Below are 21,585 nucleotides of genomic sequence, written 5' to 3'. Positions count from 1 at the left end.
ACGAGAAGGTGACATCATGAACAATCATCCGAACCTCGCAACCTTCGAAACGACCCAAACGCCCGCGCCGCGATGGCGCCGGCGGCCCGCGTGGACCCTCGCGCCCCTTGCATGGATGGCGCTCGCGGGGGGCGCGCTGGTGCATTGTAAGAACGAGCCGCCCGCGCCCGGCGGGAGCTCGGCACAAGCCACGGGGAGCGCCGCGTCGGTGAGCGCCGCGTCGCCCGCGGCCAAGGGCGCGGCGAAGCACAAAGGAACACCCGAGGATCCGTTCGTGGTGGGCATGAGCCAATGCAACCTCGGCGAGCCCTGGCGCGTGCAGATGAACGACGACGTGCGCAAGGCGGCCGAAAAACATCCGAACCTCAAGATCGTCTTCAAGGACGCGCAGAACGACTCGCTGGTGCAGCGCGGGCAGCTCGAGGAGTTCGTCAATCAGGGGGTCGACGCCATCCTCATCAGCCCCAAGGAGGCCGCCCCGCTCACGGAGCCGGTCGCCAAGGCGTTCCGCACGGGCATCCCGGTCATCGTCCTCGACCGCGCCTTGCTGAAGGAGGACTACACGACCTTCATCGGCGCCGACAACGTGAAGATCGGCCGCGAGGCGGGCAAATGGGTGGCCGAGACCCTCGGCGGCAAGGGGACGGTGGTGGAGCTCAAAGGGCTCATGACCTCCGTGCCGGGCCAGGACCGCCACCGGGGCTTCATCGAGGGGCTCGATACGAAGGCGCACCCGGGCATCAAGGTGGTGTTCGAGGCGGACATGCAGTGGCTGGAGCCCAACGCGCGCAAGGAGATGGAGTCGGCGCTGGCTACGCAGCCCAAGATCGACGTCGTGTACGCGCACAACGATCCCGGCGCGCACGGGGCCTACCTCGCGGCCAAACAAGTGGGGCGCGAGAAGTCGATGAAGTTCGTGGGCATCGACGCCCTCCCGCACGAGGGCGTTCAATACGTCAAAGACGGCATTTTGAGCGTGACGTTCCAATACCCCACCGGCGGCGCCGAGGCCGTGGCCACGACCCTCAAGGCGCTCGCAGGCGAGAACGTCCCCAAGAAGATCGTCCTCCCGACCCGCGTCTTCACGCGCGACAACGTCGCCGCCGGCGGCCAAGAAATCCCGTAATCAAGGAGCTTTCCATCGAATAAGGAGGAACGGCCATGCGCATGTATTCTGCATCGGTTACCGTCGCCATCGCGACGCTCTGGCTTACGGCCTGTCAGGGGGACGGGGGAACGGACGAAAAGCTCGACACCCGATCGAGAACCGAGCAGCAGGGTGCTGCGATCGCTGCGAAACACGGCGCGCCGAACGGTGCCGAGGGCGGCGCCGGCGCGATTGGCTTTCCTGCGATGACGGCGTTCTCCGATCTCGCCCGCCTGCCCTACGGCCACCATTCGCAGCACGCCTCGAGCTTCGATCGCACCGGCGGCAACGACGATTGGTCCAAGGGAAACCATTTCTTCTACACCGATGAACACGGCGACAAGGTGCTCCTCGACGCCGTGGGGCCCGGCTGCGTTTACCGTACTTGGTTTACGGGGCAGAGTCCCGATCAGCGCATTCACTTCTACTTCGACGGAGAGCGCACACCGCGCGTCGATATGGCGCTGGGCGACCTCTTCAGCGGCACCCGCGCGCCGTTCTTGGCGCCGCTCGTCCGCGACCGGTTCGACTCGAGCGGGGGCTTCATCAGCTACGTCCCGCTCCCGTTCGCGAAGTCGCTCCGCATCACGCTCAGCCCCGGCAGCGAGGGCCGCGATCCGTATTTCAACTTCGATTACCATCTTTACGACGCCTCGGAGCCCGTCACGACCTTCACGGGCGACGAGGACGGCAGCGCGGCGCGCGCCCTCTGGAGCCGCTCCGGCGCCGATCCCAAGAGCACCGCGGACGGCGCCGCGGAGGTCGACGCCACCTTCGGCCTTTCGCCCGGCGAGAGCCGAACCTTGCTCGACGTGGACGGCCCCCGCCAAATCACGCGCATCCACGCCAGCATCGCCGGCGTGGCCCCCGTGCCATACCCCGGCGACTACCGCGACTCGGGCCGCGCGCACAAAGGCGCGAGCCGGTTCACGGTGGCCATCGATCCGGCCAACGAGGGGGTGGTGCTGCAGCGAAGGCTCGATTACCACGTCAAAGACCAAGCGGCGGACGTCTATGTCGACGATACGCTGGCAGGGACCTGGCTCGTTCGCGGCGAGGACGCGACGACCTCCTGGCGCGACGCGTTCTTCCAGCTGCCAAAGGCGCTCACGGAGGGCAAGCGCGCCATCGACGTTCGCGTCCAATTCAAGAGCAGCGCCAACGACTACAACGAGTTCTTCTATTGGGTTTACAGCCGGGTCGACGGCGCGGATTTGCTCACCGACGTCCTCGACGTGGGGACCGCCGCCTCCGAGTCGGCCCACGATTATGCGATCCTCGGCCAGACGTGGCTGGGCGATCGCACCTTCCAGTACCCCAAGGGCGTGAAATTCGCGGGGCCGCTCAACGATCTCTGGATCCGGATCACCTGGAACGGCGAAGCGCGACCCGCCGTCTTTGCGCCGCTCGGCTCCTTCTTCGCGCAAGGCCAGCTCGGGCCCGGGCTCTCCACCGGGCTAGCGGCGGGCATGAACGCCGACGGCACCATGTACATGTTCTTTCCCATGCCCTTCGCGGCGCACGCGACGATCGAGCTGGTCAACCAGGGCACCGCGCGCATCGACGACGTTTGGTTCGACGTGAAGCACGCGCCCTTCACCGGCTCCTTCGACGACGTGGGCACCTTCCGCGCGGCCTACAACACGGCGCGCCCCAGCACCCAGGGCAAGGATCTCGTCTTCCTCGACACGGAGGGCGCCGGGCGCATCGTGGGCGTGGTCGAGTCGGTGCGCGGGCAAAAGACGATCGATCCCGAGCCCCACCTGCCCAGCTTCTTCCTGGAGGGCGACGAGCGCGCGCACATCGACGATCGGCGCACGCCGTCCCTTCATGGCACGGGCACCGAGGACTTCTTCAACGGCGGCTGGTACTTCGACCAGGGCTTTTTCAGCCTGCCCACGCATGGGTTCGTGGCCGGAGATTTGACCGGCACGAACCCCAATACGCGCGCGATGTACCGCTTCTTCACGTCCGATTCCATCTCCTTCGACAAACACGTCCGGTTGACGATCGAGCACGGCGGCACCGACGAGATCCCGGTCGAAGCGTGGACCCTCACCTATTATTATTGGCAGCCCGAGCCGCGCCTTCGATGGAGCGACACGCTCGCCATCGGCGACGACGCCAGCGAGTCGGGCCACGGCTACGCGATCACGCAGCAAAGTTGGCAGGGGTCCCGCGCGTTCACCTTCGAGGGCGAGGACACCACGCCGCTCTTCGCGAGCGGCCGCGCCCACAAAGGGACGAGCGCGTTCACCTTGGCCATCGACCCGAACAACCGCGGCGTGGTGCTCCGGCGCCTGCTCGCGCAGCACATCGGCCGGCAGCTCGCGCACGTGTCCGTGGACGGCGCGCGGGTCACCGATTGGTATACGCCGGGCGGGAACCCGACCCACGAGTGGCTGGAGGACGAGATTTACCTCCCCGCAGAGGTCACCGCGAATCGATCGAGCATTCGGGTGACCATCGAGTTCGTGTCGTCCGCCGTGGACTACAATGAGTTCGAATATCGAGCTTATTCCGTCTTACCATAGTCTTGCTTCGCGCCCTCCCCGCAAGGGGAGGGCTTTTTTTATCCATTGAGGGAGGTACGGCATGCGCATGCATTTTACATCGATGACCGTGGGCATCGCGACGATCGCGGGGCTCGTCGCCTGTCAGGGAGGAGGGATGAATCCGGGAGGAGGACCGAACGATGCGCTGGGCGCCGACACCGCGGCGCTCGCGATGGGCGCCACGGGCCCCATCGGCCTCCCGGCGCTGACGGCGTTCTCCGATCTGCCGTATTTGCGCGCCGGCGCGCACGCCCACCACGAATCGAGCTTCGACCGCAGCGGCGGAAATGACGATTGGTCCAAGGGGAACCATTTCCTCTACAGAGATTCCCACGGCGACAAAGTGGTCCTCGACGCGGTGGGCCCCGGCTGCGTCTACCGCACGTGGTTCACCGGGCAAGATCCCAATCAGCGCATTCATTTCTACTTCGACGGCGAGACCACCCCTCGGGTCGATATGACGTTCGGCGAGCTCTTCAGCGGCACCAAGGCGCCGTTTTTGGCGCCGCTCGTCCAAGACAAATTCGAGTCCAGCGGAGGCTTCATCAGCTACCTCCCCATGCCTTTTGCGGAGGCGCTCCGCGTGACGATCAGCGGCGGCGACCGCGATCCGTATTACAACTTCGATTACCACCTCTTCGAGGCTTCGCAGCCGGTCACCAGCTTCACCGGCAACGAGGACAGCAGCGCGGCGCGCGCCCTGTGGAGCCGCTCCGGCTCCGATCCCAAGGCGCCCGCTCCGGGCACCGTAACCGAAACGGCCACCTTCGATCTCGGCGCCGGCGAAGCGCGGACCTTGCTCGACATCGACGGTCCCCGGCAGATCACGCGGCTGGGGGCGAGCATCGCAGGGGTGGTCCCCGTCCCCTACCCCGGGAGCTACCAAGACGCGGGCCGCGCGCACAAAGGCGCGAGCACCTTCACGGTGAAGCTCGATCCGGCCAATGATGGCGTGGTGCTCCAGCGCCGGCTCGATCTGCACGTGCCCAACCAAGTGGCGGACGTTTACATCGATGGCACCCTGGCCGGGACCTGGAGCGACCGCGGCGAAGACCAAACGACCTCCTGGCGCGACAATTTCTTCCAGGTGCCGCGGGCGCTCACGCAAGGAAAGAGCGCCATCGACGTGCGCGTTCGATTCAAGAGCAGCGCCAACGACTACAACGAGTTCTTCTACTGGATCTACAGCCGGGTGGGCGGCGCCGAAAAGCTGACCGACACCGTCGACGTGGGCACGGACTCCTCGGAGTCGGAGCACGCCTACGCCATCGAGGGACAAACCTGGCGAGGGACGCGAACCTTCTCGTACCCCAGCGCCTCCACCTTCGCCCGCCCGCTGAACGACGTCTGGATCCGCATCACCTGGAACGGCGAATCGCAGCCGGCCGTCTTCGCGCCGCTCGGCTCGTTCTTCGCGCAAGGTCAATTGGGCCCCGGGCTCTCCACCGGCCTGGCCGCGGGTATGAACGCCGACGGCACCATGTACATGTTCTTTCCCATGCCCTTTGCCCGGCACGCGAAGGTCGAGCTGGTCAACCGCGGGAGCGCGCGGGTCTCGGACATTTGGTTCGACGCCAAGCACGCGCCCTTTACGGGGTCGTTCGACGACGTGGGCACCTTCCGCACGGCGTTCAACACCGCGCAGCCCAGCACCAACGGCAAAGATCTGCTGTTCGCGGAGACGGAGGGCGCCGGGCGCATCGTGGGGGTGGTCGAATCCGAGCGCCGCGACGGCAACAGCCTCTTCCTCGAGGGCGACGAGCGCGTGCGCATCGACGATCGACGCACCCCGTCCGTGCAAGGAACGGGCACCGAGGACTTCTTCAACGGCGGTTGGTACTTCGAGTGGGGCTTTTTCAGCCAGCCGACCCACGGCTACGTCGCCGGCACGGGCGACGGCGATCGCCACGCCCGCGCGATGTTCCGCTTCTTCGTGTCCGACCCCATCGCCTTCGACAAGAACGTCCGATTGAGCATCGAGCACGGCCCGGTCAACGATGTCTCCGTCGAGGCGTGGACCCTCGCGTACTACTACCATCAGCCGGCGGCGCGCCTTCGTCTGAGCGATACCTTGTCGATTGGCGATGCCGGGAGCGAGTCGACTCACGGCTACACCGTTTCCCAGCCGACGTGGCAGGGCTCGCGCACCTTCACCTTCGAAGGCGAAAACGACACGGTCGCCGTCGCCGCCAGCGGGCGCGCGCACAAGGGAACGAGCGAGTTTACGCTCGCCATCGATCCGAACAACCGCGGGGTGGTGCTGCGGCGGCTGCTCGACCAAGGCATCGGCCGGCAGCGCGCCCGCGTGTCGATCGACGGCCAAATCGTGACCGATTGGTATACGCCCGGCGCGAATCCCAGCCATCCCTGGCTCGAGGACGAGATCTACCTTCCGCCGTCGGCGACGGTGAATCGCTCTTCCTTGCGCGTGCGGATCGATTTCCTTTCATCGGCGGTGGATTACAATGAGTTCGAGTACCGCGCCTATTCGGTGATGCGGTAACGTCGTCGTGCACTGCCCCTGCTGCGCGAGCGCACATCACGTGCCGGTCGCGGTGGGGGCAGACCGCCGGCCCGAACGTGGTTTCGCGAACATGCTACTCGGTTATTCGCTCTTTCAAGACGACGATCACCGTGTCGCCCGCGTCTTTGCCGATCGCCTTGCGGACATCCGCCTTGACGGGCAGCTTGTGCGTGCCGTCGCCCATGGCCATGAACGAGCTACGGAATGGGTGACCATCGATGGTGCCCCGAACTTTCACGAGACCTCTCGTTCCAAAGTACGCTACGGAATCGGGCATGACGACATAGGTCCAAGCGCCTTTGTTGTCACCCTTTTGCAACTTTGCAGTAAATCGTTTGTTCAGCATGCATTGCATTGTACGCGAGAAGATATCGAGGAGCGCGCGCTCATTTGGGAATTTCGACGAACGCATCGATTATTCCCAGGGAGGAGACGTGCATCGGCAGGTGCCAACGATTCTCCCTCGGGTCTCGGAGCCGAGATCCCCAATGGTACGAAGATGCCGTCATCTACGAAGTACGCACGCGTTCGTTTTGCGATAGCCCCGGCGCGCAAACTCGCCCCGCCTCGAGCTGGAGGCGATGATCGGTCACGTCGCATCGTCTACTTGGAACGGCGGGTCTTCCCGCCCTTCGAAGCCCGCGGGTTCCTCCGCCACCGCCCCGTCTGGCCCGCGCCATGGGCTAGGGTTCCTCGGCATCTGGGCCGAGGGCTCGACATGGCCGGAGATTCGGGCGCTCGTGGGGCGCGCAACGGAGATCGTTTGGTGCTTGGCTTATGTCCTTTGGCTCTTACGGCCGTAAGAGGGACCTCCGACCCTCAACGCAGGTCGCTATGACATCGACGGCCGCTGCGCGGGTTCGTTTTTGCGCCATTGCGCGTGACCGCGGGGCCGGATGCAGCATCGATCGCATAGTCCGCCCTTCCCTCCTTTTTCTCGCCTTCCCCGCGCGGTGCCCTCTTACGCATGTTCGCCCTCCCGATCTACGCCGCCGGCAACACCAGCGACGTCGCGGCGACGGCGGCCATCGTTCAAGGGGTCAACGACAACGTCATTCAAACGACGGACGACCGCGGCGTCATCGATCGGCACCCGGCGGCGTTCACCGGCCTGGAGGCGACCCTCTCCTTCCGCGTCATCGAGCCCGATAACGACGTTCATGGCCTCCGATTTCGGCTGCGCGGCCAGTATTATCAGTCGCTCGACGGCTTTCACACGGACGATCCGGACGGAACGCTCCAAGCGTTGTATGCGAGCTCGATCTCCATCGGTAGGTTTTCGACCCTCACGATCTCGGCCTCCGGCACCCTCACCGCACTGACCTCGGCGCGGGTCGGCGATGGGACCCTTCTTTTCACCATCGATCCGAGCACCACGCAGTCGACATTCAGTTTGAGCCAAGGGGCCTTGAGCCTCGTCCACGAGCTCTCGCCGCGATGGCGCGTGCGCGAGGGCGCGGGGGTGCTCTTCACCAGCACGGTTTCAGCGTCCCCCTTTGCCCTGGCCGGCGGGCAAGAGCTCGATCGACGCGGCCTGGACGGCGTCCAACCCTACGGCATGGTGAGCCTGCTCCGCGATCTCACCCCGCGCGATACGGGCGATGTGTCGGTCACCTATCGTTACACGTATTCCCCGTACTCCATCGATTTCACCTCGTCGCCGCCGCGCGTCGCAGGACCCCAGCGCATTCACCAAGTGATCCCCGACGCGGGGCTCTCGCATTTCTTCACGCCCGATTGGCGGAACCTCGTGCGCGTGGGCGCGAGCATCTCGACCCCATCGAACTTCAGCGACGACAACGACCCCGTCATTCTGCCCGTCTTTTCCGAGGAGGTTTACTTCACGAACGAACGCTGGTCCCTGATGGGCGCGACCCATTTTTCGTACGGCAGCGTGACCCCCCGCCTCGGCTCCGGCCCCACGTTGGGCTTGCAAGGATCTCTGGTCGGCACCCCGTACCCGACGGGCAAGCTCCGAAACTTGACGATGACCGCGCAGGCCACGGCCACCCACACGAGCCTTCAAGCGGCGGGCTCCGCGTCGACCCATATCAACGCGGTCGGCATCTCGCTCGAGGGCCGCTACCCGCTCGCCAAGGGCATCGGCATCAGCGCGGGCTACGACGTCCGCTACTCGACGATTCAAACGTCCGGCACGGACGCCGTGCCGTTTTTCCGGCAGATCTTCTTCGTGGGCGTCTCCGCCTACTTCACGAACAACGGATCGACGCCCGCTTTGCAGCTCCTCAATTCGCCATTCCGCCCCGCCGGCTGAGGGCCCATTCGTGGCCCCGAGCGCCGGCGCGAAGCACGGCGTCTCGGGCGCGCCCAGGCACCGTTGGCCTTTGACATGCTGCAGCAGCGACCTCGGTATACCCGAGGTCACCGCAGACGATCTTGCCCGAGCAAACGCCCGCCGACGGTCCGCCGCGCGCGCCGCGAGATCCTTCACGTCATCGAGGTGCCCACGGCACACGCCGGCGCCATCGAGACCGTGGCGTCGTCGTAACTGCCGGAACCCATGCAGCCGCTCTCGAAGATTTCGTGTTTCGCGATCCAGTCGAACGACTGCTCGAACACATCGCGGCTGTAGGGTTCGAACACGATGCGCTCGCCCGGGCCCCAGCGCCGCGTGTCCATCGCCACATGGAAGCGCTCGGGGAATTCCATCTTGTAGTAATGGGTGTAGAGCTCCGGCCGCAGATCGATGTCGCGTTGGGCGCGGCGCAGCGCCGTGAAATATTTGGCCACGTCCTCCATGTCGGGATCGCCGTTGAGCATGGCGCCCACCATGAAGGTGGTGTCCATCAACTTGCGGTAGCCGAGCTGCTCGGCGAAGTAATAGGGACCGCCAAACAGGGTCGCGGCCTGCGACTTGCCGCCGAAGAATGCATCCATGCGGCTGAACAGCATGCCCTCGTCGAACGACAAGGAGATCGCGTCCCTCGGCAGATAGGACTCCAATGCCTGGATGGTGGCGTAGTGGCTGCCGGACTGGAAGCCGACGGAGATCGGCACGTTCGCGAGATCGGCGGGTGCTTCGATGGGGGAGTCCGCGCGCACGAAGATGCCCGCGGGCGCCACCGAATAAGCGTCCGCGAACAGCTTGGTGTGGCCGCGCGAGGCGGCGACATTCGCGGTCCAGTGGCAGGCGCAGGTGATGTTCGCCTCGCGGCCCCTTTCGATGCTCTGGAACGCGCCGCTTGCGCCCTCCGTCACGTGATGTGCACCGCCCGACGAGCGAATGAGCTCCTGAAACTCGTAGTCGAGCCCCTCGTCGCGAAAATACCCTTTCTCTTCAGCCACCCACTCCTGCAGCCGGAAATGCGCTTCGATCTTGAACTTGGCCATGTGTGCCTCCCGAGGATGATCGTCCCAATGCCGCTCTCTCCGCCTTGACGTGACCCTATGGCGGGTCGCATCCTTTGGCGATGCCGGCATTGGAATGACCCGCATGCCCACCGAGAATGACGTCGAGCTCGAGCTGCGCGATCTGCGCATGCTGCAAGTGATGCTGAGCGAGGGTTCGCTGACGCGGGCCGCCGCGCTGCTCGACACCACCCAGCCGACCTTGAGCAAGGCCTTGGCGCGGCTGCGCGCACATTTCGACGATCCGCTGCTGGTGCGCGACGGCCAAATCATGCGGCCAACGCCGAAGGGCGCCGCCATCCTGACGCCGCTCCGCAACCTGCTCCGCGCCGCCGACAGCCTGGCCGATCCGCAAGCCGCGCCGTTCGATCCGCGCTCCTCGCACCGCCAGTTTCGCCTCCTGATCAGCGACGTCGGCATGCTCCGTTTCCTGCCGCCGTTGATGGCGCGGCTGGCCGAGCTGGGGCCACGTCTCGAGCTGGAGGCGCGGTCGCTCGACGCGCGAAGCTTCGAGGCCAAGCTCGCCAGCGGCGAAGCGGATCTCGCTCTGGGAGCCTACGCCAAGGCGCCGTGCGACCTACGCCGTCAACACTTGTACACCGACGGATATCTCAGCGTGGTCCGCCGCGGCCATCCGCGGCGCCGGCGGGTCGCGCGGCTGCCCGAGTTCTGCGCGGCGCAGCATATCCTCATCACCGCCTCGGAGACCGGCCACGCGGCCCACGCCATGGCGCAGCAGGCCATCGAATCGGCGATCGCGTCCGACCGCGTGCTGCTGCGGCTGCCGAGCTTCGTGGCCGCAGCGCTGGTCGCAGCCGAAACGGACGGCATCGCGACCTTGCCGGCCAACCTCGTCCTCGCCATCGGCGAGCGCTTGCAGCTCGCGAGCTTCCGGCCGCCCATCGCCATGCCGCCCATTGCGGTCGCACAATATTGGCACGAGCGCTACCACCGCGACCCTGGCCACCGTTGGCTGCGGCAGGTGTGCTTCGACCTATTTGCGAAAAGGGCGTGAGGCGAGACGCACCTGGCGACGGCACCCGGCGTTCGCCCACATCGTGATGATGCGTACATGCCCTACGCAATTGCGATATGGGATCGCGATGGGCGCTTCGTGGAGTAAGCGCCGCTCGCCAATCGTCGCGACGGGCCGCGCTTATTCGAGTGCTTGAGTGCTTGAGTGCTTGAGCGCGATGGCGGACGCCCCCGAGCCCGACGAGGAATGCGTTCCCGCGGATGCGAGGCCGCCGCCGGCCAACTACTCGGATGGCGCGGTCACCGGAGCATGGATGAGACGCTGAGCGTCCCACCCGGAAGCACACTTCGGAATCGGGCGCCATCGAGCGGGCGACATCCGCATCGCGCAATTAAAATGACCCGCAGATTGATAATCGCGACAAGACAGAGATAGTCAATTTATCTCGTATATTTCGCGAACGTCCGACGCGGGCGGACGCGGGGAGACCGCTGGCCGCACCATGCTCGGTGGCCAAGCACCATGCTCCATCGACGCGACGCGCGTGGAGTCGCGCTGTCGCAAATCTTTCGTTTCTCGATGCTTCGTTTACATCTTGCTCGCAGACGCCTTGCGCGGCGTTCGAGAACGAGACATACCGTCGCCGGGAGGGACGCGTCTGCCGCGCCCGACCTTCCACAGCGCGAACGCGAAGCGCAGCATCCGAACCGAAGGAGCAAACCGTGGCTCTGCACGCGGGCAAGTGTCGTTGCAACGAAAAAGGAGACTGCAATGAACGCAAATAAGCCTTTTATGAAACTATTTCTCGTGCTCGCGGTGGCGGGGTGCACGTCGGCATCACCGTCATCGGAAGAGAGCTCCGGCGCCCTGCTTGCCGTTCCGGCGTCGGAAGACACGCAAGAAGTGAGCTCCGCCAGCGAGGACGCCCAGCTCCAGCAGCTCTACGAGCAGGCGATCGCCGAGGGCGGCGAGCTGACCATCTATGCCGGCGGAGACAAGCCCACGCAGCAGGACGACATCCGGAACGCATTTACGAAGCGATTCCCGCGCATCAAAGTCAAAGACATCGTCGATTTCAGCAAGGTTCACGACGCGCGCGTCGACAACCAAATCGCCGAGCACCGCGTGCTGGCCGACGTCGTCCAATTTCAAACGTACGACGACTTTCCCCGCTGGAAGCGCGAGGGCTCGCTGCTCAAGTACAAACCGGTCGGCTGGAACAAGGTCTTCGACCCGATCAAGGACAAGGACGGTTACTTCACCGGACTGTGGTTCTACGCGTTCGCCAATGTCACCGCCACCTCGCTCGGCCGGAATGCTCCGGTCGAGGCCAAGGATTTTCTAAAGCCCGAGTTCAAGGACAAGCTCATCTTCACCTATCCCAACGACGACGACGCGGTCCTCTTTTACTTCAAGCAGCTCACCGACAAATACGGCTCGGAGTTCTTGCACAAGCTCCTCGCCCAAAATCCGAAATTCATTCGCGGCACCCAAGACGCGGGGGACGCGGTCGGCAACGGCAAATACGTGGCGAGCTTCGGCGTGGGCGGCGCGCTCATCGCGCAGCCGGGCGCCATCAGTCGATTTACGATTCCGAAGACCAGCCCTTGGGTCGCCTGGGCGCAGACCGGAGCCATCTTGAAAGACGCCCCGCACAAAGCAGCGGCCAAGCTCTATCTGAGCTGGGCTCTCGCCAAAACGACCCAGGAAAACGACATCCACACATGGAGCGCCCGCTCGGACGTGGCACCCCCCTCCGGCTACAAGTCCATCTGGGACTATCCGAACCTCGACCCCCTTGGCCTGCCCCGCTTCCTGAGCGACCGCACCGCCCTCGATCGCTACAAGGCGCTCATCACCCTCTACTTCGGCGACGTCAAAGGCGACAATCCCAACGGCGATCTCGGTCTGTACCCGGGCGCTTTCTGAGCTTCGCGACCTCGAGCCGGCTCCCCGGCCCTGCGTGTGGGACTCGCTCCCAGGCGCCTCCGGCCGGGAGAGCAAGGCCGTGGGCGACGTTCGCGGGTCGAGTGACGATCCTCGTGGTTCCTTTTCCTCGTCCGTCCCGTGCTGCTCAGGAAGGGTTCGATGCGTCGAGCGCTCGCCGCCCAAGATCCGCGTGCCGGGCGGCATCGTCTATGGATCGCACGTCGTACTTCGATGGCGTTCGGGCGTGCGCCCTACGCGCGCAGATATTACATCGACGAAAGGTCGCAGGGACGGGGCCGATCGGCATATTGGCGGGGCGTCGTTTTTGCGCTGAGCGATACACTCAACGAAAAACCGCAGGGATTGGGCCGATCGGCATGTTGGCAGGCGTCGTTTTTGCGCTAAGCAATACACTCAACAAAAAACCGCAGGGACGGGGCCGATCGGCATATTGGCGGGGCGTCGTTTTTGCGCTGAGCGATACACTCAACGAAAAACCGCAGGGATTGGGCCGATGGGCATATTGGCAGGCGGGGTTTTTGCGCTGAGTATAATGATGTCACGAACGCCTCTGCCGCCGTTCACGTTCTCATTTGCCGTTCTTATTTCAGTGCCGTAGTGCCAAAGTCGCTTATCGTTCCAGTAGATCAACTGGCCGGCAGGTATGGTCGTATCGAAGATCAGAATGTCTGTTCTCTTGCCGTTGTCGTCCATCATGTACTGACTCACGCCCGAATCGTCGGCGATATTGTCCCGGTTGACGATGAGCATGCCCACATGCGGGTTGCCATCCTGGTGAAAGCCTTCCACGGCCGGCAATCCCTTACGGTCGCTGTAGCAATCGACGCGCTGAAACTGCACCAAGACGATCGCATCGCTCCAGCCAAAGTATGCGGCGTAATGTAGGAGCAGGCGATGAAAATCCCGGGATCGGGTGATGTGCTCATTGATGCGGGGATATTCCCTGCGCATATCGCCGTGCACGGGATTGTATTTGATGGACTGCTGCATGGCGTATTGCGGCAACTGCCAGCAGCAATAGCCGGTCGCCTCGTCTTGCCAGTCGGGTCGGCTGCTGCTCAGGTACTGGCTGCTTTCTTCGTCGTTCATACCGCTCAGCCGGTTCACTTCGGCGATGTGCGCATCGATCCCTTCGATGGCGGCCGCCATCGCGTGCTTGATCCGGAACCACCCGATGGCTTTGTAGCGGTAACCTTCTTGGATATACGGATCGACGGGTATCTCATCATAAAATGTCGCCCAGTCGCTCATGTCCAGGAACGACGTGGCGTCGATAGCCTCGTACAGAAAGTCCGACAGGTCGAGCGGTACAGGCACCTCGCGGGGCTTGACGATCGCACCGGGAGCGGGGTTATCGACATTCATGATTGCTGGATTTATTACTGAAATGTAAGATGGCGAGTTGTCGTCGAGGCATCGAGCAGGAAGAAATTATTTTCCTGCTCGATCTGTATTGTTGATCGCCATGAATTTTATGACGTTTGTTTGGTCGAATCGGTCGATCGCGCCTCGGACCCCGTCCGACGTGCGAAACAACCTTCAATGACGGCCCGGCGATCCGTGCATGGACCGCGACGTCATCGGGTACGACGAGCCTGAAGCGGCGTTTTCCTGCTCATGCGGGAGGAGGCTTCGGTGCAGATCGACTTCATTTCGTCGATGGCGGATTACAATGGGCTCGAATACCGCGCACACCGGTGATGCGCTGAATCCGAGGAAAACCGCCAGGGCGCTAGGAGCGCCAAGCTTTTAGGATGCAGAGATGATTTCTTTTTTTCATCCCTCTTGGCGACCCTAACTTCGTGTGCGGCTATGGTTGCTGCGCCGATCGGTCGTCAAGCAGGTCTGGACGGCAACGGCGGTGAATCAAGGCCAATCGGGCCCCCACGGGCCATTTGGGGGCGGAGGCTTTGGCGGCGCAGGGGGTTCTTGCGGTAAGCACGGTTGCGACGGCAAAAGGGGGTTCAGCGGATACTCGGGATGGTCCTGTTGCGCGCTGCTTTGGCCGACCAGGCGCGTGTAGACGATGGCGGTGATGAGCGCCCAGAGCGCCGGTGCAACGAACGGAACGACGCTCCACACCAGGCACGCGAACAGGCCGACGCCGGCGAGCACGAAGAATACGCTAACGTACAGGATGGCCAATTGTGTCTTTTGCCCTTCCGTCGCGGCCCAACTGGCCTTCATGGCCGCGATGGGTCCCATTCCGCGATCCACCACATAGAATGGCGCGAGCATCAGACCGAGCGAGAGAAGCACGCCCGGCAGGAACAGAAGGAGAAAGCCGAGCCCGACCACGATGCCCTGCACGATCGTGAGGGTGAGGAATGGCAACATTCGGTCGGCGCCCGAAATGACGAGGCGAAAGGGGGCCGGCTGCTGGCGCACGATGGCGAGCGACAGCCGGATGATGCCGATGGTGAAGAACGCGTCGGCGAGCCAGGTTATGATCAGCGTGAGGGCGCCCATGGCCGACGCGGTCCCCGAATTCGGATCGACCATGCCGGTGCCGACGAACACGTCCATGACGATACCGGGCACCTTCGTTGCGGCACCCAGGACCACGCACGCGCCCACGATGGGGCGCCACGAACGCTTCAATTCTTCCCACGCGCGGCGAATGGCTCCTTCGGGTCCCCATGCCAATTGCATCGACACGAGCGTGCCACGTAGGACGTTTGACGTCGAGACGATTCACACGCCACCCGACCGCGTCACATGTTTCGAGAGAATATCCCGATAGCCCACGTAAATCACGTTTTCATTGGAGGTGATCTTGCGAGACAATCCATGTCACGCGAAGCCTCACCTATGCAGCCTATCGCGCCAAAGCGGGCGCCGTAAGCTTCACGCCCCTGGTCGCGGAGACGAAGTGTGCGCACGCCAGGACGAACGAATCCATCGTTCCTGCCCAATGTGGGAAGAGGTCTCCCGACGAGCCCCGATGGGTTGCAACCAACGCATTGTTTTCGTCAACCGCGCGTTCTGAGCTGCCACGAGCGACACCACGATGGCGCTGACGGAAGTTGTCACCCATGTGCGGGCCCTTTGCGCAAAATGGCGCCCTTTCGGGACCGCGTGCGCCTCGCGCCTCGTGCGATATGGGCCGCTCGCGTGGGGTTCGTAAGCTCGTAACTCGCGTACCCGATCGGGGTTGAGAACGTCCGTGTAAAGCAACTGCGGGATCATGGCTTCGGAGTATCCGAGCTTCGCGCGCGCCGCGCGTGGCTCCTTCGATCGAACGGTGGCGGTTCAATCTTTCTTCGAAGCGTATCGAATACTCCAAATCAAATGACCGCCGTCGTCGGCCACGAGGAGGGCGCCGTCTTTGGCCACGGCGAGGCCGACGGGGCGGCCCCAGACGTCGCAGCGGTCTTCCCCCAGCATCCAGCCGACGGCGAAGTCGTCGTAGCCGCCGATGGGGCGGCCTTGCTTCATGCGGATGCGCACGATTTTGTAGCCGGTGCGCTTGACGCGATTCCAGGAGCCGTGGAGGGCGACGAAGGCGTCGTTTTTGTACTCCTCGGGGAACATCGAGCCTTGGTAGAAGACGAGGCCCATGGCGGCGGAGTGGGCTTGCAGGAGGACGTCGGGATCGGCCATGGTCCGAACTTCCTCGGTGTGCTCGTTTTGGTGCGCGGGGTCTTGGCGGCGGCCGATGTAGCCGTAGGGCCAGCCGTAGAAGGCGCCCGGCTTTAGCTCGGTGACGTAGTCGGGGACCAGGTCTTCGCCGCGGTGATCGCGCTCTTGCACGACGGCCCACAGGGCGTGCGTCTCGGGGTGGAAGGCCAGGCCGATGGGGTTGCGCGTGCCCGACACGAAGGTGCGCCGATCGCTTCCGTCGAGGTTCATCTCGAGGACCGATGCGCGCGGCGCGGGCTCTTCTTCCGCGTTCGATTTGGAGCCGATGGTGACGTACAGCTTGCCGTTATGGATGGCGACGTTGCGCGTCCAGTGCTCGCGGTAGCCGCGGCCGGGGAGCTCGGTGATTTTTTCCGGGGGACCGCTCGCGGCCGTTTGGCCGGGCGCGTAGCGAAAGCGCACGACCTTGTCCGTGTGGCCGACGTAGAGCCACCCTTCGTGAAAGGCCATGCCAAAGGGCTTCTTCTGATCGGTGGCAAAGACGAAGTGGGCGTCGGCGCGCCCGTCGCCGTCCGTGTCGCGGAGCACCAGGATGCTGTCCGCGTCGGCGTCGGCCACGAAGACGTCGCCGTTCGGTGCCACGGCGAGCCAACGCGGCCGCTTGAAGAGACCTTCGGCAAACGGTGCCGCCGAAAAGCCCTCGGGCAGGATCAGCGATGCGCCCGCCGGGCGCGGGATGACGTTGGGTGCGTTCTCCGTCGAGTCCTCGTGCACCGGCGGGAGCTCCGCCGATTTGATATCGTAGTGGCCCAGCGCGCTCACGCCGAAGACCGGGGCGGCGCGCGGATCGGCGGGGCCGCACACCACCGAGCGCTGCGGGCCCTTGCAGCCGATCAGCGCCAAGCCAAGCGAGCAACCCGCGACCGAAAGAAGGTTCATCCCCTTGCCTTAGCCCCGGCCCACGACCGGCCGCAAGCGCGAGCGTCCCGTCAACCCATCGCGGCCCTCGCCGATTGCACCGCGTTCACATAGCGGCGCGCGCTCGCCACGATGGAATCGGTGTCGCCGGCGCGGAGTTTTTCGACGTCGATCAAGTCCGCGCCCACGCCGATGGCGCTGGCGCCGGCGCGAATGAAGTCGCCGGCGGTCTTCTCGGAGACGCCGCCGGTCGGCACCAGGTGCACCTGGGGCAGCGGCGCCTTGAGCGACTTGATGTAGCTCGCGCCGCCCATGGCCCCGCACGGAAACACCTTGACCATGTCGGCCCCTGCCCGCACCGCGCGCACGATCTCCGTGGGCGTGAGCGCGCCCGGCAGCACCGGCACCCCGTACGAACGGCACGAGGCGATGGTCGGCTCGTCGAGGATGGGGCTTACGACGAACGCGGCGCCGGCCAAGGTGCAGGCGCGGGCCGTCTCGGCGTCCAGGACGGTGCCCGCGCCGATGAGCATGTCGCTGCCATACCGGCGCACCAGCGACTCGATGAGCGGCACGGCACCCGGGACCGTCATCGTCACCTCGATGACGTCGATTCCGCCTGCGCGCACCGCGTCGATGGCCCGCTGCGCCAGCTCGGCCGAGGGTGCCCGGATGACCGGGACGATACCCAGATTCACGATTCGATCGACTGCTTGCATCGGAGATTTCACCTTTCGACCCGCGTTCCCAAGCCCTTCATCGCCTTCTCCACCTCGGCCAAGGTGGCCATGGACGTATCGCCCGGCGTGCTCATCGCCAGCGCGCCGTGCGCCGCTCCGCACTCCACCGCCCACTGGGGGCCCTTGCCGTGGAGGAAGCCGTAAATCATGCCAGAGGCAAACGAGTCGCCTCCCCCGATGCGATCGTAAATCTCGAGCTCCGCGCGCTGCGGCGCCACGTGCAGGCGTCCGTCGGAGAAACAGACGGCGCTCCAGTCGTTGCGCGAGGCCGACTTGGCTTGCCGCAAGGTGGTCGCGACCACGGAGAAGTTCGGATACACCGCCGAGACCTTGGCGATCATGCGCTCGAACGACGCGACCTCCAAGGTGGAGTAGCGCTCGTCGACGTGGTCGACCTCGAAGCCCAGCGCCGCCGTGAAATCCTCCTCGTTGCCGATCATCACGTCCACGTAACGCGCCAGGGCCCGATTCACCTTTTGCGCCCGCTCGCGCCCGCCGATGCCCTTCCAGAGCGAGTCGCGGTAGTTCAAATCGTACGAGACGATCACGCCGTGGCGGTGCGCGGCGATCATGGCCTCCTCGGCCAGCGCGGCGCACGACTCGGACAGGGCCGCGAAGATGCCGCCGGTGTGGAACCAGCGGGCGCCCTCGCGGCCGAAGATGCGGTCCCAGTCGACGTCGCCCGGCCCGAGCTGGCTCACCGCCGTGTTGCCGCGGTCCGAGCAGCCGACGCCGCCGCGCAAACCAAAGCCGCGCTCCGTGAAGTTCAATCCATTGCGCACGGAGCGCCCCACCCCGTCGTACGGCACCCAGCGCACGTGCGATAGATCGACGCCGCCCTGGAGCATCAAATCCTCCACCAGGCGGCCCACGGGGTTGTCCACCAGCGCGGTCACGATGGCCGTGTCCAATCGAAAACAACGGCGGAGGCCGCGCGCCACGTTGTACTCGCCGCCCCCTTCCCATGCGCGAAAGGTGCGGGTGGTGTGAATGCGCCCCTCGCCCGGGTCCAGGCGAAGCATGACCTCGCCCAGCGCCACGAGATCGAATCGGCATTCCGTCTTTGGTCGTATCGTCAAACCCATGATGATGTGCTCCGCGATCAAAAGAGGTAATATATACCCAGCATGTATCGGTGATTCCGCGCGGTGGCGTCGTCCACGAAGGTCTGGGTGGTCAGCTGATAGGAAATGGCCACGCGCGCCGCCGGTGTGATGTCGACGAAGAGGTTGGCGTCGAAATAGCGCTGGCGCTTGTAGACCCTGGTGGCCAGAGAACGGTCGAGGATCTGGGCGACGTTCGGCGATTCGCCCTGCGAGTAATTGGCGGCCACGAAGACGCGCCCCGATGGAGGCAGGTAGTACTGCAGTCCTACCACGAATGCGCGCCAATCGATGGTGTGCAAATGGCCAGACGCGTCGTAAATGACCATGCCGTTGTCCACGTTCGATGGAAAGGCCGGCGGGTTGGGCGCGTTGGTGGGGTTGGGGAGCGGTGGGTTCGTGATGCCCGACTGCATGCCGAAGAGATCGCCGATGGCGCGGCCCACCACGAAGGAGCCGGTGACGGTCAGCGCGTTGGCGCGGGTATCGGGGTTGGGAACGGGGATGATGGGGACGAGGGCGTCGACCGAAAAGCCCATCCCGGTCTCGGTCTGCGTGCCCTTGGGCTGCGCCGAAAACTCGTCGACCTTGAAGCCGCGAACGAGGCCGGACACGCCGATGGCCGCGCCGTCCGCCGTGGTCCCCAGCGAGCCCGGGGTGTGCAGCGCCTTCCAATCGTTGATCTGCAGCCGCAGCGCGGCTTGCCCCTCGGGCAGGGACGAGTCGCGTTGAATGGGTCGCACGGCGGCCACGCCGACGTCGATGTTGACGGGATCGGTCTTGAAGGTGTGCGAGAGGCGAAACTGCGTCGAGCGGTGGAGCACCTGGTTCGGCACCGGGAGGAACTGCACCGAACAGGGAAAGAAAAAGGGCTGCTGCGCAAAGAGCACATAGCTCTCGCCCGCCGTGACGTCGACGACGTCGGAGAGGAGTTTGACGTACGCATGCCGCAGACGAAACGTTCCATTGACGAAGAAGGCATATTCGGACACTCCCGGGGGCTGGTTGCCCATGAAGTCGCCCTCGATCACGGCCAGCGCCGTGATGCCGGCATAGGCCGGGGACTCCATCTTGAAGCCGAAGCGGCTGTTGCGCGCCGTGAATTGCGTGCGCCCCTTTTGCCCGGCCAAGGTCTCGTCGCGGGCGATGACGTTGGATTGCGCCACATCGGAGTAGCTCCGCGTGGAGTCGTTCATCACGTCGAACTCGGCAAAGCCGTAAATGCTGATCTTCCACGGCGATTTGTCGTCACCAATCTTCACCGTATAGGGCGCGCGCGCAAATTCCGTGGTCGAGGTGAGACCGCGCTTCATGGCGTAGTCCATCGGCAAGGGGCCCCGCGGCGCGGCGGGTGCCGCCGCCGCTGCGGGTGCCGCAGGTGCGGAAGCGGGCGCGGGCGGCGCCGATGCGGGCGGTGCGGATGCCGGGGAAACGGCCGTTGGCGGCGGCGCGGTGATTGGGACAGGGCGCGGCGCGGCCTGAGGCGGCGGGGCCTCGGCGGGTGGCGGCGCGGGCGGGGCGGCAGGGGCCTGTTGTGGGGCGGAGGGCGGAGGGGTCGATGGCGCGGCGGAGGGCGGCGGCGCGGAAGGTGATGGCGTGTCCGAAGGAGCGGTCGGTGGCAGTGGCCAAGGTGATGTCGGTGGCGTTTGCGCGCGCGCGGCCCATGGGAAAATCGTGGCCACGGCAAATGCCATGACCGATACTCGAAGGGAACGTATCGGCATATTCGTGCTCCTTGTGCGAGCAAAGCGCTCGGGGTGAGAACGAAAGACACATTGCGGCACCGGGTAGGAAACCGGTTTCCTATCGAGGCGCAGCGCCCTTAATTCGCGACAATCGCGTTCAAGCTACTGATTGACACCACTCGCCAAAAATCCTCCGTCGACAACGAGTATTTCGCCGTTGATGAAGCTGGCCGCGTCGGATGCGAGAAAGACCGCGGCGCCCGCGAGCTCCTCCACCCGCCCGAATCGTTTTACGGGCGTGCGCAGAAGAAATTCGCGCCCCCGCTCCGTTCCATCGAGCAAGCCCTGATTGAGATCCGTCCGAAACACGCCAGGCGCGATGGCATTGACCAACACACCGCGCGATCCCCACTCCACCGCCAAGGTCTTGGTGAGCGAGCCCACCGCCGCCTTGCTCGCATTGTAGGCGGCCGTCTCGTACAAAGAGACGAAGGTGGAGAGCGACGCGATGTTGATGATGCGTCCATACCCCCGCTCGAGCATGTGCCGCCCGAAGACCTGACAGGCGCGCCAGGTGCCCGTGAGGTTCGTCTCGAGGATGTCGTGCCACTCGTCTTCGCCCACGTCGAGGGTGGGCGTGCGCTTCGTCTTGCCCGCGCAGTTGACGAGGATGTCGACCTTGCCGAGGGCGCTCACCACCTCGTTCAGGAGGTGCACGAGCGATCCGCGGTCGGCCACGTCGGAGGCGATGCGCAAGGTTCGGCGGTTCTTTTGCTCGATGGCCGAGGCCACCTGCTCGAGCGGCTCGCGCCTTCGGGCCGAGGCCACCACGTCGGCCCCCGCGTCCGCGAGCCCCAGGCTCAGCGCGCGACCGATGCCCGTGGTCCCGCCCAGCACCACCGCCACGCGCCCGTCGAGGCGCAATCCACCAAACCCCGCACCGGATGTCCCCTGATCCATCGCTCCCTGATCCATCGCCCCCCGATTCATAGCCCCCGAAACCCTACGTTTCATTGCTTCTTTGCCCCAGCGGGCC

General features: G+C 64.8%; 16 protein-coding genes. 6 read left to right on the top strand and 10 right to left on the bottom strand.

All coding sequences use genetic code 11. The annotated features are described in order from the left end of the window. Nucleotides 1-16: 16 nt before the first annotated feature. From LZC94_17195 to LZC94_17185, 3 genes are all read left to right on the top strand, one after another. Nucleotides 17-1,126, top strand: a complete 1,110-nt coding sequence (locus LZC94_17195; GenBank protein ID WXB18960.1) for a substrate-binding domain-containing protein — start codon at nt 17-19, stop codon at nt 1,124-1,126. 35 nt (nt 1,127-1,161) lie between these two features. After that, nucleotides 1,162-3,681: a DUF2961 domain-containing protein gene (locus LZC94_17190; protein WXB18959.1), complete on the top strand. Its 2,520-nt coding sequence runs from the start codon at nt 1,162-1,164 to the stop codon at nt 3,679-3,681. 61 nt (nt 3,682-3,742) lie between these two features. Then, a complete protein-coding gene (locus LZC94_17185; protein ID WXB18958.1) occupies nt 3,743-6,205 on the top strand; it encodes a DUF2961 domain-containing protein in 2,463 nt (820 codons plus the stop codon). A gap of 94 nt (nt 6,206-6,299) precedes the next feature. Here LZC94_17185 and LZC94_17180 read toward each other — a convergent pair whose 3' ends face one another. Next, nucleotides 6,300-6,572 carry a DUF1905 domain-containing protein gene (locus LZC94_17180; GenBank protein ID WXB18957.1) on the bottom strand — a complete coding sequence of 91 codons (273 nt, stop codon included), beginning with the start codon at nt 6,570-6,572 and terminating at the stop codon, nt 6,300-6,302. A 621-nt stretch (nt 6,573-7,193) separates the two neighbouring features. Here LZC94_17180 and LZC94_17175 point away from each other — a divergent pair. After that, the gene (locus tag LZC94_17175) at nt 7,194-8,501 is read left to right on the top strand and encodes a hypothetical protein (protein WXB18956.1); all 1,308 of its coding nucleotides are present in this window, start codon (nt 7,194-7,196) and stop codon (nt 8,499-8,501) included. 173 nt (nt 8,502-8,674) lie between these two features. Here LZC94_17175 and LZC94_17170 read toward each other — a convergent pair whose 3' ends face one another. Then, nucleotides 8,675-9,577, bottom strand: a complete 903-nt coding sequence (locus LZC94_17170; protein ID WXB18955.1) for a hypothetical protein — start codon at nt 9,575-9,577, stop codon at nt 8,675-8,677. 103 nt (nt 9,578-9,680) lie between these two features. Here LZC94_17170 and LZC94_17165 point away from each other — a divergent pair, with 103 nt between their 5' ends. Continuing rightward, nucleotides 9,681-10,610 (top strand): LysR family transcriptional regulator, encoded by a 930-nt coding sequence (locus LZC94_17165; protein WXB18954.1) that lies wholly within the window; start codon nt 9,681-9,683, stop codon nt 10,608-10,610. A 753-nt stretch (nt 10,611-11,363) separates the two neighbouring features. Beyond that, nucleotides 11,364-12,500 (top strand): ABC transporter substrate-binding protein, encoded by a 1,137-nt coding sequence (locus tag LZC94_17160; protein WXB18953.1) that lies wholly within the window; start codon nt 11,364-11,366, stop codon nt 12,498-12,500. A 486-nt stretch (nt 12,501-12,986) separates the two neighbouring features. Here LZC94_17160 and LZC94_17155 read toward each other — a convergent pair whose 3' ends face one another. From LZC94_17155 to LZC94_17120, 8 genes are all read right to left on the bottom strand, one after another. Continuing rightward, nucleotides 12,987-13,886, bottom strand: a complete 900-nt coding sequence (locus LZC94_17155) for a 2OG-Fe dioxygenase family protein (GenBank protein WXB18952.1) — start codon at nt 13,884-13,886, stop codon at nt 12,987-12,989. A 501-nt stretch (nt 13,887-14,387) separates the two neighbouring features. Further along, the gene (locus LZC94_17150) at nt 14,388-15,179 is read right to left on the bottom strand and encodes a hypothetical protein (GenBank protein ID WXB18951.1); all 792 of its coding nucleotides are present in this window, start codon (nt 15,177-15,179) and stop codon (nt 14,388-14,390) included. Between the two features lie 594 nt (nt 15,180-15,773). Then, nucleotides 15,774-17,042, bottom strand: a complete 1,269-nt coding sequence (locus LZC94_17145) for a sorbosone dehydrogenase family protein (protein WXB18950.1) — start codon at nt 17,040-17,042, stop codon at nt 15,774-15,776. Nucleotides 17,043-17,092: 50 nt separating this feature from the next. Then, on the bottom strand, nt 17,093-17,719 hold the full coding sequence (gene eda, locus LZC94_17140) for a bifunctional 4-hydroxy-2-oxoglutarate aldolase/2-dehydro-3-deoxy-phosphogluconate aldolase (GenBank protein WXB18949.1): 627 nt from the start codon (nt 17,717-17,719) through the stop codon (nt 17,093-17,095). A gap of 29 nt (nt 17,720-17,748) precedes the next feature. Then, nucleotides 17,749-18,846: a sugar kinase gene (locus LZC94_17135; GenBank protein WXB18948.1), complete on the bottom strand. Its 1,098-nt coding sequence runs from the start codon at nt 18,844-18,846 to the stop codon at nt 17,749-17,751. A gap of 17 nt (nt 18,847-18,863) precedes the next feature. After that, nucleotides 18,864-20,177: a hypothetical protein gene (locus tag LZC94_17130; protein ID WXB18947.1), complete on the bottom strand. Its 1,314-nt coding sequence runs from the start codon at nt 20,175-20,177 to the stop codon at nt 18,864-18,866. After that, nucleotides 20,113-20,529 (bottom strand): hypothetical protein, encoded by a 417-nt coding sequence (locus tag LZC94_17125; protein WXB18946.1) that lies wholly within the window; start codon nt 20,527-20,529, stop codon nt 20,113-20,115. The genes LZC94_17130 and LZC94_17125 overlap by 65 nt, the downstream gene beginning before the upstream one ends. 182 nt (nt 20,530-20,711) lie before the next feature. Continuing rightward, nucleotides 20,712-21,509: a glucose 1-dehydrogenase gene (locus LZC94_17120; GenBank protein ID WXB18945.1), complete on the bottom strand. Its 798-nt coding sequence runs from the start codon at nt 21,507-21,509 to the stop codon at nt 20,712-20,714. Nucleotides 21,510-21,585: the final 76 nt, after the last annotated feature.

The sequence above is a fragment of the Sorangiineae bacterium MSr11954 genome, assembly GCA_037157815.1.
Taxonomy (GTDB): Bacteria; Myxococcota_A; Polyangia; order Polyangiales; family Polyangiaceae; genus Pendulispora; species Pendulispora albinea.
The sequence above is the reverse complement of the archived record's forward strand: the minus strand, read 5'-3'. Positions and strand labels throughout refer to the sequence as shown.

Bases quoted from the DNA above. Each gene is read 5' to 3' on its own strand.
- LZC94_17175 (WXB18956.1), top strand. From the start codon at position 7,194: ATGTTCGCCCTCCCGATCTACGCCGCCGGCAACACCAGCGACGTCGCG.
- LZC94_17160 (WXB18953.1), top strand. From the start codon at position 11,364: ATGAAACTATTTCTCGTGCTCGCGGTGGCGGGGTGCACGTCGGCATCA.
- LZC94_17165 (WXB18954.1), top strand. From the start codon at position 9,681: ATGCCCACCGAGAATGACGTCGAGCTCGAGCTGCGCGATCTGCGCATG.
- LZC94_17180 (WXB18957.1), bottom strand. From the start codon at position 6,572: ATGCTGAACAAACGATTTACTGCAAAGTTGCAAAAGGGTGACAACAAA.
- LZC94_17130 (WXB18947.1), bottom strand. From the start codon at position 20,177: ATGAAGCGCGGTCTCACCTCGACCACGGAATTTGCGCGCGCGCCCTAT.
- LZC94_17125 (WXB18946.1), bottom strand. From the start codon at position 20,529: ATGGGCCGCGCGCGCGCAAACGCCACCGACATCACCTTGGCCACTGCC.
- LZC94_17145 (WXB18950.1), bottom strand. From the start codon at position 17,042: ATGAACCTTCTTTCGGTCGCGGGTTGCTCGCTTGGCTTGGCGCTGATC.
- LZC94_17170 (WXB18955.1), bottom strand. From the start codon at position 9,577: ATGGCCAAGTTCAAGATCGAAGCGCATTTCCGGCTGCAGGAGTGGGTG.
- LZC94_17135 (WXB18948.1), bottom strand. From the start codon at position 18,846: ATGGGTTTGACGATACGACCAAAGACGGAATGCCGATTCGATCTCGTG.
- LZC94_17190 (WXB18959.1), top strand. From the start codon at position 1,162: ATGCGCATGTATTCTGCATCGGTTACCGTCGCCATCGCGACGCTCTGG.
- LZC94_17155 (WXB18952.1), bottom strand. From the start codon at position 13,886: ATGAATGTCGATAACCCCGCTCCCGGTGCGATCGTCAAGCCCCGCGAG.
- LZC94_17185 (WXB18958.1), top strand. From the start codon at position 3,743: ATGCGCATGCATTTTACATCGATGACCGTGGGCATCGCGACGATCGCG.
- LZC94_17120 (WXB18945.1), bottom strand. From the start codon at position 21,509: ATGGATCAGGGGACATCCGGTGCGGGGTTTGGTGGATTGCGCCTCGAC.
- LZC94_17195 (WXB18960.1), top strand. From the start codon at position 17: ATGAACAATCATCCGAACCTCGCAACCTTCGAAACGACCCAAACGCCC.